At 64.1% G+C, this 15,234-nt stretch carries 16 protein-coding genes and 2 pseudogenes; 13 read left to right on the top strand and 5 right to left on the bottom strand.

What is annotated here, in order from left to right; translation table 11 throughout:
* Nucleotides 1-175 precede the first annotated feature (175 nt).
* A pseudogene (locus RO07_RS03880) lies at nt 176-487 on the bottom strand (SDR family NAD(P)-dependent oxidoreductase); the annotation flags it as partial.
* Between the two features lie 132 nt (nt 488-619).
* Between RO07_RS03880 and RO07_RS26855 the strand changes: the two are divergent.
* From RO07_RS26855 to RO07_RS03860, 4 genes and pseudogenes are all read left to right on the top strand, one after another.
* A pseudogene (locus tag RO07_RS26855) lies at nt 620-802 on the top strand (helix-turn-helix domain-containing protein); the annotation flags it as partial.
* Between the two features lie 14 nt (nt 803-816).
* The gene (locus tag RO07_RS26850) at nt 817-1,098 is read left to right on the top strand and encodes a type 2 periplasmic-binding domain-containing protein (protein ID WP_039408178.1); all 282 of its coding nucleotides are present in this window, start codon (nt 817-819) and stop codon (nt 1,096-1,098) included.
* A 73-nt stretch (nt 1,099-1,171) separates the two neighbouring features.
* Nucleotides 1,172-2,107 carry an aromatic amino acid DMT transporter YddG gene (yddG, locus tag RO07_RS03865; protein ID WP_039408176.1) on the top strand — a complete coding sequence of 312 codons (936 nt, stop codon included), beginning with the start codon at nt 1,172-1,174 and terminating at the stop codon, nt 2,105-2,107.
* Between the two features lie 218 nt (nt 2,108-2,325).
* Nucleotides 2,326-2,538 (top strand): DUF1059 domain-containing protein, encoded by a 213-nt coding sequence (locus RO07_RS03860; protein ID WP_039414233.1) that lies wholly within the window; start codon nt 2,326-2,328, stop codon nt 2,536-2,538.
* A 56-nt stretch (nt 2,539-2,594) separates the two neighbouring features.
* Here RO07_RS03860 and RO07_RS03855 read toward each other — a convergent pair whose 3' ends face one another.
* Nucleotides 2,595-3,503: a LysR substrate-binding domain-containing protein gene (locus RO07_RS03855; protein WP_039408174.1), complete on the bottom strand. Its 909-nt coding sequence runs from the start codon at nt 3,501-3,503 to the stop codon at nt 2,595-2,597.
* A 229-nt stretch (nt 3,504-3,732) separates the two neighbouring features.
* On the opposite strand from RO07_RS03855, the gene RO07_RS03850 reads away from it, so the two are divergent.
* Complete coding sequence (locus RO07_RS03850; protein WP_039408172.1) at nt 3,733-4,689, top strand: LLM class oxidoreductase; 957 nt, start codon at nt 3,733-3,735, stop codon at nt 4,687-4,689.
* Nucleotides 4,690-4,746: 57 nt separating this feature from the next.
* The gene (locus RO07_RS03845; protein ID WP_039408171.1) at nt 4,747-5,238 is read left to right on the top strand and encodes a GNAT family N-acetyltransferase; all 492 of its coding nucleotides are present in this window, start codon (nt 4,747-4,749) and stop codon (nt 5,236-5,238) included.
* Nucleotides 5,239-5,311: 73 nt separating this feature from the next.
* On the opposite strand, the gene tet is transcribed toward RO07_RS03845, so the two are convergent.
* Nucleotides 5,312-6,532 carry a Tet(A)/Tet(B)/Tet(C) family tetracycline efflux MFS transporter gene (tet, locus tag RO07_RS03840; protein WP_039408169.1) on the bottom strand — a complete coding sequence of 407 codons (1,221 nt, stop codon included), beginning with the start codon at nt 6,530-6,532 and terminating at the stop codon, nt 5,312-5,314.
* Nucleotides 6,533-6,628: 96 nt separating this feature from the next.
* Between tet and tetR the strand changes: the two genes are divergently transcribed.
* The 6 genes from tetR to RO07_RS03810 all read left to right on the top strand — a co-directional run bounded on the left by tetR (nt 6,629) and on the right by RO07_RS03810 (nt 11,517).
* Nucleotides 6,629-7,276 (top strand): tetracycline resistance transcriptional repressor TetR, encoded by a 648-nt coding sequence (gene tetR, locus RO07_RS03835; protein WP_039408166.1) that lies wholly within the window; start codon nt 6,629-6,631, stop codon nt 7,274-7,276.
* Between the two features lie 257 nt (nt 7,277-7,533).
* Entirely contained in the window at nt 7,534-8,031 is a 498-nt protein-coding gene (locus RO07_RS03830) for a Dabb family protein (RefSeq protein WP_218026547.1), read from the top strand.
* Between the two features lie 30 nt (nt 8,032-8,061).
* The gene (locus RO07_RS03825) at nt 8,062-9,072 is read left to right on the top strand and encodes an ABC transporter substrate-binding protein (protein ID WP_039408165.1); all 1,011 of its coding nucleotides are present in this window, start codon (nt 8,062-8,064) and stop codon (nt 9,070-9,072) included.
* Nucleotides 9,069-9,986 (top strand): ABC transporter ATP-binding protein, encoded by a 918-nt coding sequence (locus tag RO07_RS03820; protein WP_084072427.1) that lies wholly within the window; start codon nt 9,069-9,071, stop codon nt 9,984-9,986. Before RO07_RS03825 ends, RO07_RS03820 begins: the two co-directional genes overlap by 4 nt.
* Nucleotides 9,987-10,004: 18 nt before the next feature.
* On the top strand, nt 10,005-10,757 hold the full coding sequence (locus RO07_RS03815) for an ABC transporter permease (protein WP_039408164.1): 753 nt from the start codon (nt 10,005-10,007) through the stop codon (nt 10,755-10,757).
* A gap of 13 nt (nt 10,758-10,770) precedes the next feature.
* Nucleotides 10,771-11,517, top strand: a complete 747-nt coding sequence (locus RO07_RS03810; RefSeq protein WP_039408162.1) for an ABC transporter permease — start codon at nt 10,771-10,773, stop codon at nt 11,515-11,517.
* A gap of 9 nt (nt 11,518-11,526) precedes the next feature.
* Here RO07_RS03810 and RO07_RS03805 read toward each other — a convergent pair whose 3' ends face one another.
* The gene (locus tag RO07_RS03805) at nt 11,527-12,447 is read right to left on the bottom strand and encodes a helix-turn-helix domain-containing protein (protein WP_237171370.1); all 921 of its coding nucleotides are present in this window, start codon (nt 12,445-12,447) and stop codon (nt 11,527-11,529) included.
* A gap of 340 nt (nt 12,448-12,787) precedes the next feature.
* Between RO07_RS03805 and RO07_RS03800 the strand changes: the two genes are divergently transcribed.
* Nucleotides 12,788-14,074, top strand: coding sequence for a cytochrome P450 (locus RO07_RS03800; protein ID WP_039414223.1), 1,287 nt, complete (start codon nt 12,788-12,790; stop codon nt 14,072-14,074).
* Nucleotides 14,075-14,126: 52 nt separating this feature from the next.
* Here RO07_RS03800 and RO07_RS03795 read toward each other — a convergent pair whose 3' ends face one another.
* Nucleotides 14,127-14,870 carry an alpha/beta hydrolase gene (locus RO07_RS03795; RefSeq protein WP_039408160.1) on the bottom strand — a complete coding sequence of 248 codons (744 nt, stop codon included), beginning with the start codon at nt 14,868-14,870 and terminating at the stop codon, nt 14,127-14,129.
* Nucleotides 14,871-15,234: the final 364 nt, after the last annotated feature.

The following is a 15,234-nucleotide window of genomic DNA, read 5'->3' as shown; positions in this document are numbered from 1 at the left end:
GGTAGCGACGCAGTTTTTTTCAAATTATTTGCAGTGCTATTGTTTTTGACAGGGGGCGACGGCAGCGAAAATCGGCATTTCGACATTTGTCGATCCGAACGCACCTCAATGCGACCGAATTCATTGCGGAATGCGATAAATCCATGAAGAAATGACTACGTGAAACCACGTAGCCTTTGCCGATCGTCTGCGTCGGGTCGGGATTGGTCGTTCCCGCGTTCACGAACAGGATGTCGAAAACGCGCCCCGGCAGTCGGCCGGCCAACGCCTCCAGTTGTTCGGGACGCGTGATGTCGAGCATTTCGATCTCGACGCGCCCCGGGTGTGCATCGGCCAGCGCATGCAGCGGTGTCGTCGGCGCATGGCTGCGCACCGTGCCGACGACATTCCACCCTCTCCTCAGAAAATCGTCTGCCATGGCGTGACCAAGCCCCCGCGAAGCGCCGATCAGCAAAATGGTGGACGTGCGGCCCGCGGCCGATGTCATGGTGTTCTCCTCGAAAGCGTCGTTACCCCACGAATACTAGATACCGACCTTCATTTGCACCAGACGCGCCACCATCAATCGTCGATTGCATCAAACGCCGTACTTGGCGCGACTTGCACCTACAATTGAGCGATGCAAAACATCGACCTGAATTTGCTCCTCGCGCTGGACGTGCTGCTCGCCGAGCGTAGCGTGACGCGTGCGGCACAACGCCTGGGCCTGAGCGTGTCCACGATGAGCCGTACCCTCACACGTCTGCGCAACACAACCGGCGACCCGTTGTTGCTACAGGCCGGTCGCGAGCTGGTGCTCACCCTTTGAAGCGCCGAATGCCGGTCGTCGTGCCGGCCTACACCAATGCCATGCAAATCGTCCGGCATACGGATCTGCTTGCGGTGATTCCGCATTCTTGCCTGGGCAATTCGTTCACGCCTGACTACGCAAAAACCAATGAATTGCAAACCTTCGAATTGCCATTGCCCGTGCCGGCGCTTCACGTGTCGGCCATCTGGCATCCCCGACTGGATAAATATCCTGCGCATGCCTGGCTCCGTGCGGAGGTGCTTGCCGTCTGTCAGGCGACCTACCCGCCAGTGACGCACGACCAGTGATCCCAGGCATTACACGCTTACGGTAGCCTTGAATCTCGAAGGCCATTCCCGAACCCGAAACAGGCAGTGAAGTATGGACAGCAAGCACAGGAACCGCGCAACGCTCATCGGACTGGTGGCCGTGGCGCTATGGAGTTCGATCGTCGGACTGATTCGCGGAGTGAGCGAGAGTTTCGGCGCGACCGGCGGCGCGGCGCTGATGTACACGGTGGCGTCGATATTCCTGCTGTTCTCCGTCGGCTTTCCTCGTCTTGGTACTTTTCCGAAACGATATCTTTACCTCGGCAGTACGCTGTTCGTGGCGTACGAGCTTTGCCTGTCGCTCTCGATCGGGTACGCGAACACCGCCCGACAGGCGATCGAAGTCAGCATGGTGAATTACCTCTGGCCGACTTTTACCTTGATCGCGGCCATCGTCTTCAACAAGCAGCGCGCCAATCTTTGGGTGGTGCCCGGCTTCTTCCTGTCAATGCTCGGTATCTGCTGGGTGCTGGGCGGCGAGCGCGGGCTCGATCTCGCCGGGATGGCGGCCAACGTGCTCGACAACCCGCTGAGCTACAGTCTGGCCTTTTCAGGTGCGGTGATATGGGCGGCGTATTGCACCGTGACGACGCGCCATGCTCAGGGCAAGAACGGCGTGACGTTTTTCTTCATGCTGGTGGCCATCGTGCTGTGGGTCAAGTATTGGCTGACTGGTGACGGTAGCGAGATGCACATGAGCACCTCCGGCATCGTCTTTCTGCTGCTGGCGGCCGGCGCGATGGGTTTCGGCTATGCGGCGTGGAACGTCGGCATCCTCGGCGGCAACGTGACCGTCCTCGCCGGCGCCTCGTACTTCATTCCCGTATTTTCCGCGGCGCTGTCCGCCGTGCTGCTGCACGCCCCACTCTCGTTCGAATTCTGGCAAGGCGCGGCAATGGTGTGCGGCGGTTCGATCCTGTGCTGGATCGCAACACGAACGAAGCGCGTCCGGCCAGGAAACGCCGCAGCGGTCGATACGGCCGAATAGGTCGCCGCGCGCCAGCGAAACAGGCCTGAATCCCGGTCGCCGGCTCTCCCATAGCAACGCGGATTTATTCGCGACGAACAGGAATCAATGGCCCCCCCGCGACCTATACTTTCTGAACGACTTCATCCGCGAGAAGGAGGCGCAATATGCTCACCCGCCCGCGTGGCCTCCACGCGGTTATCCATTCACGCCTGTTCTTTTCTCGCGAGGAGAACATCATGGTTCGCAAATACATCGACTGCCGGGAATTCCCGAGCGAGATGAACTGCTCCGTCGCGCTATGCGCAGATTCCGAAAGCGAGCTACTGGAAGCTGCCGTGCAGCATGCGATCAGCGTTCACAAACACGCCGATTCCCAGGAGTTGCGCTCACAGTTGAAAACGCTCTTTCATGACGGCACGCCCCCCATGGAAGCGCCGCGCCGCGGTTAGCCCTCGCCCAGCCCGCCAACGAGCGCCCCTCACGATGGGTAGTGGCGGCGCAGCGTTCACATCAAGTCAGAGGAACCCACCGGCAGCAACGCCTCCGCCGTAATCCACTCGACAAACGCCGCCACCTCCGGACGCTTGCCGGTATCCGGGAGCATGACGAGGTAATACGCAAAGCGTGCCGGCCATGACTTGTTCAGGGCCAAGGCGAGACGGCCGGCCGCAATTTCCGACTGAGCGTATTCCTGCGGCACAAGCCCCAGGCCCTGCCCTGCCTCCACTGCGCGAATGAGCAGATAGTCGTCCTCGAATGCGGTGCCGCGTTCGGCGCGCGGATCGTTCGCCACGCCGTGCGCGACGAGCCACAACTTCCAGTCGGCACGATCCGCGTCCTGCAACAGCGGATAGGACAGGCAATCGGACGGCTTTCGAATCGGCTTGCCCGACGCCAGCAACGCCGGGCTCCCGACGGGCAGCAGCACCGGCGCAATCAGGCGTTCGGTCAACAGCCCCGGGTACCGTCCCAAGCCGTGGCGAATCGCAATATCAACGCGGTCGCGCTGCAAATCCACCAATCTGGACGACGCCTCGACACGCACCTCGATGTCGGGGTGTCGACTCGTGAATCGCCCCAGACGCGGCACCAGCCAGGATGCCGCGAACGAGGGAACCGTACTGAGGATGACCGATTTGCGGGTCGACGAATCCTCCAGCGTCCGCAACGCGTGCTCGATCTGATCGAACGCCACCAGCAACGTCGGATACACGCGAGCGCCCGCCGCGGTGAGCGCCATCCTGCGCTGAGTGCGCGTGAATAGCGGAGCCCCGACACGCGCCTCCAAGAGGCGGATCTGCTGACTGACGGCGCCCGACGTCACGCCCATCGCCTCGGCAGCGTGCTTGATGCTGCCGTAGCGACCGACCTCGACGAATGCCCGCAAAGCCAACAACGGAAATACGCGATTCATGATTTAGCTTTTCTAAATTTACTCGGAAGATCAAATCGCTTCGATTATGGCTGATTGAATAGGAGAATCGACACATCGGCAACGCATTAAATTTAGCTGCTCTTCATCTTTCCAGGTGAAGAAAAATGACTACCGGAGTGTATTGATGTTCGATTCCCGCCCCAAAGATCCGCCGCCTCTGAAGGGAGCCCCTTACGCAGCGTTCTATAACCACCCCGGCTATCGCCGGATGTTCGCGCCGGACAAGCTCACCCTGGGCATCTTCCTGCCGCTGCGTTTCTATCAGGGCGACATGCGCGTGCTCGCGGGACAAAGCGATCTGGTGACGGAGATCGACCGGCGCGGCTTTGCGGCCGTGTGGGTCCGCGATATCCCACTGTTCGATCCATCGTTCGGCGACGCGGGCCAAGTGTTCGGTCCCTTTACTTATCTCGCCTTCCTCGCCGCACGGACTTCTCGGGTGGCGCTGGCGACGGGCAGCGCGATCGTTACGCTACGGCATCCTATCGATCTGGCAAAGGCCGCCGCGACGATTGACCAGTTGTCCGGCGGACGCCTCGTGCTTGGCATCGCCTCGGGCGACCGACCAGTCGAGTTCCCCGCCTATGGGCTCGAGCACGGCGAGCGCGCCGAGCGCTTCGCGCATGCCGTGACGTACTTCCGCCAACTCATGCGTCCCGGCCCGCTTTCGGTAGCTTCGCCGCTGGGCAGCATCGATGGCGCGCATCTCCTACCGAAGCCGATCGCACAGTCGGTTCCCCTGATCGTGACCAGCGCTTCCGGCCAATCGCTCGACTGGATCGCCGAACATGGCGACGGCTGGCTCAGTTACCCCGGCCGGGCAGACGCCACCGGCGTGCAACATCTCGCAGAGAAAATCCGTGCATGGCGAACCCGGTTGCCGGATGGCGGCTTCCGTCCACACATGACCAACGAATGGCTTGACCTCGTGGACGATCCCGATCATCCTCGCACGCCGATGCGCGGCGGATTCGTGTTGCGCACCGGACGCAAGGGGCTGATGTCGCTGCTCGAGGAGTGGCGGGCGGCGGGCGTCAACCACGCGGCGCTGGGTATCCAGTTTTCGGAGCGTCCCGCGGCGGACATCATCCAGGAGCTTGCCGAGGAAGTGCTCCCCCATTTCCCCTCGCACGATGGGCCGGCGCCGCACCCAGTGCCGTGGTGATTCCGCCCATCAACGTCACGAACGTTACCCGATTCGTTATCTGATCAAGGAAGCTGCATGAACCACGACGCGTTGAACCGCGACGCAAATCACATCACGATCCGGCATGTCCGACCGCAAGACCGGCACGCCTGGGAACCGCTGTACCGGCAGTACGCCGACTTCTATCGTGTTGTCGTCGACGACACGATCGTGCAACGCACATGGTCATGGCTGATGGATCCGGAACACCCGGTGGAGGGACTCGTGGCGGAGTCGGAAAACGGCGAGCTGGTCGGCCTTGCTCATTTCCGACCGGTGCCCGAAACACTCATCGGCAGGGATTCCGGCTTTCTCGACGACCTCTACGTGCCACCCAGCCAACGCGGCACCGGCACCGGACGCGCGCTGATCGCGGCCGTGACGACGATCGCCAGAAGCCGGGGCTGGCCCTTCGTTCGCTGGGTGACGGCAAACGACAACGCGACGGCACGACGCCTCTACGATGGCATCGCGCAAGAAACCGCCTGGGTCACCTACGACTTGACGGTGGACGCGCTAACGCCCTGAGTCGGCACGCGTCGCACGATACCGCAGCGATGCGTGGCACATCCGCGCGGCGCCGTGGCGGTGTTTTGCATCGCTATGCGTCGCTACCCGTCGCCGCTGCATCGCCGCGCGCCACGCCATCGCTGGCCTTCCGATACCCGAGCAGCAGCGGCGGCACCAGCAGGTACGCCACCGCGCCGACCGCCCAGACGAACCCGGGGTGAATGCCACGACTGACGGCATACACGCCCGTGACGATCAACGGTCCCGCCACGCCGATGAGGCTCGTCATACTGGCCAGCGTGCCCTGCAGCTCGCCCTGACGCGCCTCGTCGACTTGACGTGTTAGCATCGCCTGAAGGGCCGGCATTGCGATGCCGCCGAGCGCAAACAAGGGCAACAAAGCAAACGGCGCCCAACCCACGGTGGCCATCGAGAGCAGCACCAGTCCGAGCGCATCGCAAATCACGGCGAGCATCAGCGCACGAGCCTCGCCCATGCGCGAGACCAGCGGGCCGATGATGAGCGCCTGTGCCAGCGAATGGCACACGCCGTAGCTCGCCAGCGACAGCCCCGCCACCCAGTTGCTCCAGCCGAAGCGATCCTGTCCGTAGAGGATCCACAGCGTCATCGGCCATTGGGACACCAGCGCAACCACGCCGAATATCCCGGCAAGCGGCAGCACCGCCGCGTTGCCCCGAAGCTTGTGCAGCGCCGAGAAGGCATTGAGATTGACCTTGGCGGAATGCTCGGCGACCGGCTTGCGCGACTCCGGCAGCACGAGCCCCGCCATGAGCAGGTTCAGGCCGTTGAGCGCCGCCGCCAGCAGAAATGGCGCCCGGAGCCACACGTCACCAAGAACGCCCCCGATCACGGGACCGGCAATGAAGCCGATGCCGATCGCGGCGCCCATCTGACCGAAACGTGCAGCCCGTTCGCCATCGGGCGTAATGTCGGTCAGATAGGCCGAAGCCACCGCCATGTTGGCGCCCGTGACGCCGGCGAGCACCCGCCCCACGTAAAGCCAGCCGAGATCCGGCGCAAAAGCCAGCATCAGGTAGTCGCCCGCGGCGCCGGCAAGCGAGATCAGCAACACCAGGCGTCGTCCGAAGCGGTCGCTCAGCGCGCCCAGCACCGGCGCGCAGAGAAACTGCATCAGCGCATACACGGCCACCAGCGCACCATAGTGAAAGCTGTTGGCCGCGCCGCCGCCGTTGAGCGCCTTCAGTAGACTCGGCAGAATGGGCATGATCAGACCGATGCCGGCCGCGTCGATCAGCAGGATGGCCAGCAGGACGTATAAGGGTTTTCTCATTCGGTCATTCGATAATTCAGTATTGCAGGTGGAGTTTGAATCCCTATCACCGATAGGGACGTGTATTATTCCACAATCCCTATCAGTGATAAAGCCTTGAAAGACGTTACTCCACCGAGACTGAGTCGCGACGTCGTCATGCAAGCGGCGCTCGAGCTCCTCAACGAAGCCGGCATCGACGCCCTGAGCACGCGTCGACTGGCCGAGCGTCTGGGCGTGCAATCGCCCACGCTGTACTGGCACTTCAAGAACAAGGCGGAGCTTCTCGAAGCGATGGCCGAAGCCATCATGCTGGAGCGGCACGCGCAGACGCCGCCGCAACCGGGCGAGCGTTGGCAGGATTGGTTCGTGGAGAACGCGCACAGCTTTCGTCGCGCGCTGCTGGCATATCGCGACGGCGCTCGGTTGCATGCGGGCACGCGCCCTCGACCGGCCCAGCTCGGCGACATCGAAGCGAAGACGCGCATGCTGTGCGACGCGGGCTTCACGCCGGCGCAGGCGATCGGCCTGATGATCGCGGTGAGTCGTTTCGTCGTGGGCTGGGTGCTGGAAGAGCAGGCGTGCGCCGCCGGCCCCGCGAATGCCACACGCGGCGAGGACATCGACGCCAAGGCTTACCCCTTGCTCAGCGCCGGCTGGACAGCCGTCGACGCGCAAGACCCGGATCGGGCCTTTGACGATCACGTGCGTCTTTTCGTATCGGGGGCGGAGCACCGACTGGGGGAAGCGTCCGCACGTAAGTAATGCACTGCCGATGAGGCAACGAACGCGCCCCGTTCCTTATCGCACGAGGCACTTCCCGACCGCCCACCGCAGCGCCCCGTCTGCCCGGACAGACGGGAAAATCCAAAATGCTTCATTATGTGAGCCTCCAACGCGATGGCGACGCCTTCCCGGCGAAGCATCGCCAGCTCCCGTGACACTTCGTTTCGCGCCGACGCAAGCCATTTGGCCCCCACACCGTCGGCCCGTTTGAGCACTGCACTGAATGGAGTTCAGCGATGAATACCACACCCCTCGCCGATGCCGCCCACGCGGCGGAGCCTGCCGATTCAGCGGAACCAACGGTCGCGGAGCGCCTCGCGCGGCGCTGCGCCCATATGGGCGACCGGGCGTTTACCGCGAGAGAATACGGATCGGCGCCGATCCGGCACATCGTGTTGCTGCGCTTCGCCGACGGCGTCCCCACCGAAAAACGCGATCAAATGATTGAGCGCTTTCTCCGTTTGAAGGATGATTGCCGACGCGATGGACGTCCCTACATCCGCAGCATCGAGTACGGCCGGCAGGAAAGTGGCGAAGGCAACGCGTACGGATTCGAACATGCGTTCGTCGTGACATTCGACTCCGAGGGCGATCGCAACTACTACACCGGCGAGCCGATCGTGCGCGACGCGACCTGTTTCGACCCGGTCCACCACGCCTTCAAGGCAGCGATCGGCCCGATGCTCGCGCCCAACGGTGTGCTCGTCTTCGATTTTTTTCCTGGCGCACAGTAATGCGCCCATTGGCCTGATCCGGAGTTCCTGATGAAACGGCTGTTCCCTCTTGCCCGCCCGGCCCGCCTTGCCTTGCTGTGCCTGTTCGCACTGGCCGGCGCCCTTGTCCTGCCGGCCTCGCGCGTGGCCCATGCGGAAGAGATTTCCGTCACCCAGTGGGGCAGCAGCCTGTACGGCCTGCCCTACGCCGTGGCCATGGAGCGCGGTCTGTTCAAGAAGGCGGGCGTCGACATCACGGGCATCCTCAGCTCGGGCGGTGGCGGCACCACGGTACGCAACATCCTCGCCAGCAAGACGCCGTACGGGGAAGTTGCCGTCTCGGCCGCGCTGGCCGCCGCCCGGCAAGGGCTGGACATCGTCATCGTGAACGTCGGCACGCGCAGCGTCGCCGAGGCGTCGATGGTCACCCTGCCGGACAGCCCCGTGCATACGCTGGCCGATCTCGTCGGCAAGAAGGTCGCCATCACCGCTCCCAAGAGCGTGTCGGAAATGCTCTTCCTGATGGTGCTGCGCGAACAAGGCATCGACGCCTCCAAGATCACGCGCCTCGCCTCGGGCGGCTACGTCAGCGGCATGACGATGCTCGAACAGGGGGCGGTCGTCGGTGCGGTCGCCATCGAACCGCTCTCGATCGTGCGCAAGTCGCAGTACCGCACGCTCTATCGCGCAGGCGACGTGCTCAAGCCGATGACCACCTCGGTCGGCATCACCACGCGCGCGTTCGCGCAGTCGCACCCCGACACGCTGCGTGCCATCATTGCCGGCCGCCGCGCCGGCGTCGACGCCACGTATGCCGATCCGGCCGGCGCCGCGAAGCTGCTCGCCGCGCAATTCAAGCTCCCGCCGGAGGTCGCGAAGGAAGCCGTCGACAACATGGTGCGTTCGCACATGTGGAGTCAGGGTCAGTTCGATCGCGCCGAGCTCGATCGCGTTGCCAGCGGGCTCAAGCTCATCGGCGAAGTCAAGGAGGACGTGGACTGGGCGAAGCTGATCGATTCGCGCTTCCTGCCGACCGACCTCCGGGCGAAAGGCCAGAGATGACGTCGCAATTTCACGGCGCGCAATTGCATCTTGTCGACGACGGCAGGGCACCGCAGGCCAGTCACGCACCGCACGTCGTGCTCACGGGTGTCACGAAGAACTTCAGGACGCCGGACCCGAAGACGTCGCGAAAGACGCTCATGCAGGCGCTCGGGCCGGTCGATCTGACGTTGCGCAAGGGTGAGTTCTTCTCGGTGGTCGGCCCGTCAGGGTGCGGCAAATCGACGTTGCTCGAACTGATCGCGGGGCTTGCCGTGCCGAGCGACGGCCTCATCCAGTTCGAAGGGCGACCGGTCACGGGCGTGCCCGACGGCGTCGGCGTCGTGTTCCAGGAAGATGCCTCGTTCCCCTGGCTCACCGTGCGCGAGAACATCGGCTTCGGCCTTCGCATGGCGGGCGTCGACAGCGCCGAGATCGACCGCCGCGTCGGCTACGCGCTCGGCTTCATGGGACTGCGCGACTTCGCCAATGCGCGTCCGGCGCAGCTCTCGGGCGGCATGCGCCAGCGCATGTGCATTGCGCGCACGCTGGTCATCGCGCCTCGTCTGATTCTGCTCGACGAGCCCTTCGGCGCGCTCGACCAGCAAACGCGCATGCTCATGGGCGACGAACTGCTGCGCCTGTGGCGGGAGACGTCCGCGACGGTGCTGCTGATCACCCACGCGCTCGACGAAGCGGCCGTCCTGTCGGATCGCGTGGGCGTCATGTCGTCGCGGCCGGGCCGCTTCATCGACGTCATCGAAACGGGCTGGGAGCGCAACCGCGACAGCCGCATCGTGGCCGCACCGCGATTTGGCGAAATCACCGCGCGCCTGTGGGACACGCTGCGCGCCGAATCGCTCAAGGCGATGCACGGCGGCGAAGGGGCCAGTGCCGGAGACGACACTCCACCACCGGGTTTTCGACGCCACTGAGCCGCTGAAGCCATTGCCATGATTCGCCTCGAACGCCTCATTCGCACGGCCGTTGTCGCAGCGCTCGTACTGCTGGTCGAGTGGCTGTGCCGCACCGGCACGATCCCGGCCTCGGTAATGATCGCCCCGAGCGCGATGGCCCTGCATGCGGCCGACCTCCTGCGCGAGGGACGCTTCACGCACGACATCGCCACGAGCTTTGCCTGCATTGCCGTCGCATCGATCTGCGCGGTGGTGTCCGGCTTTGCCGCCGGCCTCGCCATTCATGCGTTGCCTGGCGTGCGCCGTGCGCTGGAACCGCTGATCGCGAGTTACTACGCGGTGCCGACGTTCGCGTTCTATCCCGTCTTCATCGTGCTGTTCGGCGTGGGTCCGCTGCCGATCATCGCCATTGCCACGCTGCTCGCCATCGTGTCGATGATGACGGCGACGATGACGGGACTCGATCGCATCCCCCGCTCGTATTCGAAGACGGCCCGCGTCATGCGACTCACCCGCTGGCAGTCGGTATGGCACGTCAAACTGCCGGCGGCCTTGCCGCATCTTTTCAGCGGTGTACGGCTCGCGGTATCGCACGCGTTCATCGGCGTCATCGCCTCGGAATTCATCCTGTCGGGCTCGGGCATAGGCTACGCGATCAGCTACGCCTACAACAACTTCGAGAACGCCGACATGTACGCGCTGATGCTCACCGTGCTCGTCACCGTGACCGTGGTCAACGGTGTGCTCAACCATATCGACGCGCGCTTCCAGGCGCGCAGTCGTCGCTGAACGGGCTCGTCATATGGATGTCAGGAAGCCCAACCCGCTTGGCACGCTTGCCGTGGTACTGGTACTGGTCGGCCTGTGGCAAACGGCGCACTGGCTCAACGGTGCCGCCCTCGGTTCCCCCGCCGCGACCGTGCAGGGCCTTTGGGGGATGATGGGCACGGCATCGTTCTGGAGCGACGCCGCGCAGACCGGCAAGGCGCTCGTCTTCTCGCTGGTGATCGCCATCGCGGGCGGCATTGCGCTCGGGCTGGTACTCGGCGCGAATCGGCTCGCGGCCAACGTGGCCGAGCCGATTCTCGTCAATCTGTATTCACTGCCGAAGGTCACCCTCTACCCGCTGGTGTTGCTGATCTTCGGTCTGGGATTGGCCGCGAAAGTGGCCTTCGGGGTAATGCACGGATTGATTCCGATCCTGATCTTCACGATGAACGGCATCCGGCAGATCAAGCCCGTCTACTTCCGCGCCGCGCACGCGATGCATCTGTCGCAGCGCCAGATCGCACTGCGCATCGTGTTGCCGGCGGTGCTGCCCGAAGTGTTCTCCGGCGTGCGGCTGGGTTTCTCGCTGACGTTGCTCGGCGTATTGATCGGCGAGATGTTCGCCTCGCAGAAGGGGCTCGGCCATCAGCTCGCCAATGCGATGAACCTGGGCAACATCGACACGATCATGGCCGTTGCCCTCTTCCTGATGCTCTTCGCCCTGGCGGGCAATGCACTGCTCGCCGCGCTGAGCCGGCGCTTAGGCGCAATCGGGGCATGAGAGCGTCGGCTACACCCACAGGCGGTATAGCCAAAACGATTCGTCCTCGAGGTAGCGTCTGGCAAATTCACCAGGGGAAAAGCCGGTAACGCGTTTGGACATGCGGCTCATGTGCGCTTGATCGGCGAAACCCTCGTCATGCGCCAGCGCCGCCCAGTCGAACGGTTGCCCCGACTCGAAACTGTCGCGTGCGCTGAAGAACGCGCTTTCCGTTTTCACGAGCGCCTGCCATTCGCGCAACGAGCGGCCAGTGTGCGCCTTGATGCGTCGCTCGACCTGCCGCGGGCTGTGCGTCCGGCGCCACTCCAGCGCCTGAAACGCAAGCCCCTCGACCCAACGTTGTCCGGCAAGGCGCAGCGCGCCCAGTGGCGTGCGCTCGGGCCGGACGCTCGTCCAGCGAGGGCCCAGGAAAGTGTCCAGTACGGCGAGCGATGTGGTGTCGTCCTGCGCCGCGACGAGCGCGTCGAGGAACGGTCGCCAGTCGTCGCCCATCGCGTCATAAGCGCAGACGAAACGATCCTGCAGCGCGAGCGGATCCACACCCAACAGGGGCTTCACGACACTCACGGGCAAGCAGATCAGCACGCCCCGGCCGTCTCGCGGCGCCCAACTCGTCGTGGGCAACGATTGGCTGCCCGAAAGCGTTGCACGTGTGCCGAAGGCCGACCAGCGCGAGACGCCGTCCGATGTCCGCACGAGCCCGACATCGAAGCCTTGATAGATCGTCAGGCACACCAGCGGCGACGCGGGAAAGTGCGAGAGTCGCTGCGTGTCGCTCAGCCCGGCGCTGCGGGTGTCGCGAGTGACTACGGCGGCCAATGCCCCATGCAATGCCGCGCTTGGCGGATGGAGATGCGTCGACAGCAGCGGACCGTGTTCCGGCACTCTCGGTGCGCGGGCAAACCGGTCCGGACAAGGCGTGAAATCCATCGAAGACGATGTCGGGCAGGAGGTCATGACGTCGCAGTATAGGGAGCGGCCGACTGGCTTGTCCATGTCGGTTCCGTTCAAGACGCGCGTCTCGTGACGCGATGGAATGTCGTTCATGAAAACGCACCCATCCCCGCCTCCCGTTGCGCCGTCATCGGCTTCGGCCGCTGCGAGCACCTGCCCGTTCCACGACGGCGAACCACAGGAACAGGCCGCCGATTTCGCGCACAAATCGCACGAATCGCCGCCATCGCCCCAACTGCCCGCACCGCCCAAATTGCCCGGAACCTGGCCACCCGGCCCGCCCGCCGGTCTCACTGGTTGGCGCCTGCTGCGCCTGATGTCGGACGACTTGCTGGGCGCGCTCGCGGCCTGGCAGCGCGAATATGGCGACGTCGTCCACCTTCGGATCTGGCCCGAGCACACGGTCGTCGTCACCGATCCCAGCCTGGTTCGGGAATTGCTGATTACGCATCACAACGCGCTGATTCGCTGGGAACGAGGCGTCCGTGTGATGTCCCAGCTCCATGGCCACAGCGTGCTGATCGCGGAAGGAGGCGCGTGGCACCAGAAGCGTCAGGCCCTGCAGCCGGACTTCCTTCCGAAAGCCGTGCAGGCGTTCGCGCCCAACATCGTCGGCGCCACGGCGCAGGCGCTCGCCGCGTGGCCGGAGCATGACGCCCGGTGGCCCATCGAGCGAGCGCTCACATCGCTCACGATGGATGTCATCATTCGACAGGTCTTCTCCGAGGAAACCGACGACGACATACGCGTAGCCGAAGACGCGATGCGCATCGCCAGCGAAGCCGCAAACGCGGAATTCTACTGGCCGGTCAGTTGGCCCGACTGGGCGCCCTGGAAGAGGAAAAAGCGCCGCGCCCTGCGCATACTGAAGGGGCTGGTGGACAGGCACGTTCAGATGCGCCTGGCGACGCCCGACGATGCCTGGCCGGACGATCTGCTGACGCGCCTGCTACGCCTGCATCGCGGGAACGCACAGGCGTGGCCGCTCGAAGCGGCCCGTGACGAATGCATGACGACGTTCCTTGCCGGTCACGAGACCACAGCTGCCACGCTGACCTGGTGGGCCTGGTGCATGGCATCGAATCCGACGATGCAGGCTGCCGCACGCGAAGAAGTCACACGCGTGCTGAGCGGCGGTCTGCCCATTTCGGCATCCCGTCAATCGCTGCCGTATCTGGCGCAGACGCTGGACGAGACGCTGCGGTTGTACCCCACGGCGCCGACGCTCATCAGCCGGCGGGCCATCGCACCGGTGACGCTGGGTGACTGGACATTCCCGGCGCGCACGCTCTTCATGCTGCCGGTGCAACTGATGCAGCACGATGCACGCTGGTTCGAAGCCCCCGGCGAGTTCCGTCCGGAGCGCTTCGCGGCCGGCGCTGCACAGATCCCGCGCGGGGCGCACATGCCGTTCGGCGCCGGTCCGCGTGTCTGTCTCGGCCAGCATCTCGCACTCACGAAAGCGCTATTGATTGCCGCCATGATCCTGCAGCGATTCGAGCTGTCGGTGCCTGCCGGCGCGCAACCGCCTCAGCCGCGGCTGAACGTCACCCTCAGACCGGCTCAGCCGTTGCGGCTGGAGATTGCACAACGTCGACGATGAACGCTGGCGGCACCGCCGGTTTGCAGTCCGCAGCAGGATTGCACGACAATCCTCAGGCCTGCTGCACGAACGCCAACGTGCGTTGCGCGACGATGTCGCGCTCGTTGTCCAGCGTGATCATGTGGTAGCTGTCCGTCAGCCGTACCAGCGTGACGGAGCGGCTGCCGAGATGCTCGCAGACGAATTCGGCCGAGCGCATGCTCGTCACTTCGTCCTGCTCCGAATGGACGACAAGCGTATCGCACCGGATGCGACCGAGCGCACGCTTGGCCAGCGCACGCATGCGATCGACCTGCTCCACCGCGGCGAGCGGTACGTAGGGATAGTGAATGCTGCTGCCCTTTTGCAGATGGCGGCGAATCAGGCTGCGAATGCGCTCGTTCTTGATGCCGAACGGTTCACCTTCCGGCACGCGGATCAGGCGACGCAGCCCCGGCAGACGGTAGAACAGGAATCGCAGCGGACGCAGGAAATGTCCGGCCCACCCGTCGAGAAACACCGGCGGCGACAGCAGGATCAGCCGCCCTTTCATGCCGCTCGCGCTGGCGCAAAGCACCAGCGCGAGCAACGCGCCCATCGAAATCCCCGCGATGTCCACGCGCTCGTAACGCGTGGCGAGTTCGCGATACGTGCGGCGCAGCGCGCGCAGGTAGTCGGTCAACGTGACATGGCACAACGCGTCGGGCGTGGAGCCGTGCCCCGGCAGCAGCGGCAAATGCACGTCACAGCCGATCTGTTCGAATTTGCGATCGAGCGCGCCAAAATCATGACGCGTGCCCCCGAGCCCATGAATCATGAGCACTGCGTGACGGGATTTCGGGGAAACACGAGGAAGCATCACTACACCTGTCGTTGTATAAGCCTGCGATGCTAGCCGCCCTCTTTCTCCTGATCTGTCAAATACTTACCACGTTTGTGACGTTTTGTTTTCCGGCGACCGGCGCATGTGCCGACGCTCCGCCCGGCCGTAGCGCCCCGACCGGCGGGGCTTTCCACGAACGCACAACGCACGCGCATCGTGGCGGCGACTTCCCGTGGTCACAAAACTCGACAAATTCGACATACAACGCCACACGACAAGTCATATAGCATCGCTACCATGCAGCGGTTCTGAGAGAAGGCCCTGTGCCCCGCGTCAGCCCCCCAACACCCGCGAGCAC

Source organism: Pandoraea pulmonicola, from assembly GCF_000815105.2.
Classification (GTDB): Bacteria; Pseudomonadota; Gammaproteobacteria; order Burkholderiales; family Burkholderiaceae; genus Pandoraea; species Pandoraea pulmonicola.
Note: the sequence above shows the minus strand (reverse complement) of the source record. Positions and strands in the feature narration are given on the sequence as shown.

Bases quoted from the DNA above. Each gene is read 5' to 3' on its own strand.
- RO07_RS03830 (WP_218026547.1), top strand. From the start codon at position 7,534: ATGAATACCACACCCCTCGCCGATGCCGCCCACGCGGCGGAGCCTGCC.
- RO07_RS26850 (WP_039408178.1), top strand. From the start codon at position 817: ATGCCGGTCGTCGTGCCGGCCTACACCAATGCCATGCAAATCGTCCGG.
- RO07_RS03800 (WP_039414223.1), top strand. From the start codon at position 12,788: ATGTCGGACGACTTGCTGGGCGCGCTCGCGGCCTGGCAGCGCGAATAT.
- RO07_RS03820 (WP_084072427.1), top strand. From the start codon at position 9,069: ATGACGTCGCAATTTCACGGCGCGCAATTGCATCTTGTCGACGACGGC.
- RO07_RS03805 (WP_237171370.1), bottom strand. From the start codon at position 12,447: ATGGATTTCACGCCTTGTCCGGACCGGTTTGCCCGCGCACCGAGAGTG.
- tet (WP_039408169.1), bottom strand. From the start codon at position 6,532: ATGAGAAAACCCTTATACGTCCTGCTGGCCATCCTGCTGATCGACGCG.
- RO07_RS03855 (WP_039408174.1), bottom strand. From the start codon at position 3,503: ATGAATCGCGTATTTCCGTTGTTGGCTTTGCGGGCATTCGTCGAGGTC.
- RO07_RS03810 (WP_039408162.1), top strand. From the start codon at position 10,771: ATGGATGTCAGGAAGCCCAACCCGCTTGGCACGCTTGCCGTGGTACTG.
- RO07_RS03845 (WP_039408171.1), top strand. From the start codon at position 4,747: ATGAACCACGACGCGTTGAACCGCGACGCAAATCACATCACGATCCGG.
- RO07_RS03815 (WP_039408164.1), top strand. From the start codon at position 10,005: ATGATTCGCCTCGAACGCCTCATTCGCACGGCCGTTGTCGCAGCGCTC.
- RO07_RS03860 (WP_039414233.1), top strand. From the start codon at position 2,326: ATGGTTCGCAAATACATCGACTGCCGGGAATTCCCGAGCGAGATGAAC.
- yddG (WP_039408176.1), top strand. From the start codon at position 1,172: ATGGACAGCAAGCACAGGAACCGCGCAACGCTCATCGGACTGGTGGCC.
- RO07_RS03825 (WP_039408165.1), top strand. From the start codon at position 8,062: ATGAAACGGCTGTTCCCTCTTGCCCGCCCGGCCCGCCTTGCCTTGCTG.
- RO07_RS03850 (WP_039408172.1), top strand. From the start codon at position 3,733: ATGTTCGCGCCGGACAAGCTCACCCTGGGCATCTTCCTGCCGCTGCGT.
- RO07_RS03795 (WP_039408160.1), bottom strand. From the start codon at position 14,870: ATGATTCATGGGCTCGGGGGCACGCGTCATGATTTTGGCGCGCTCGAT.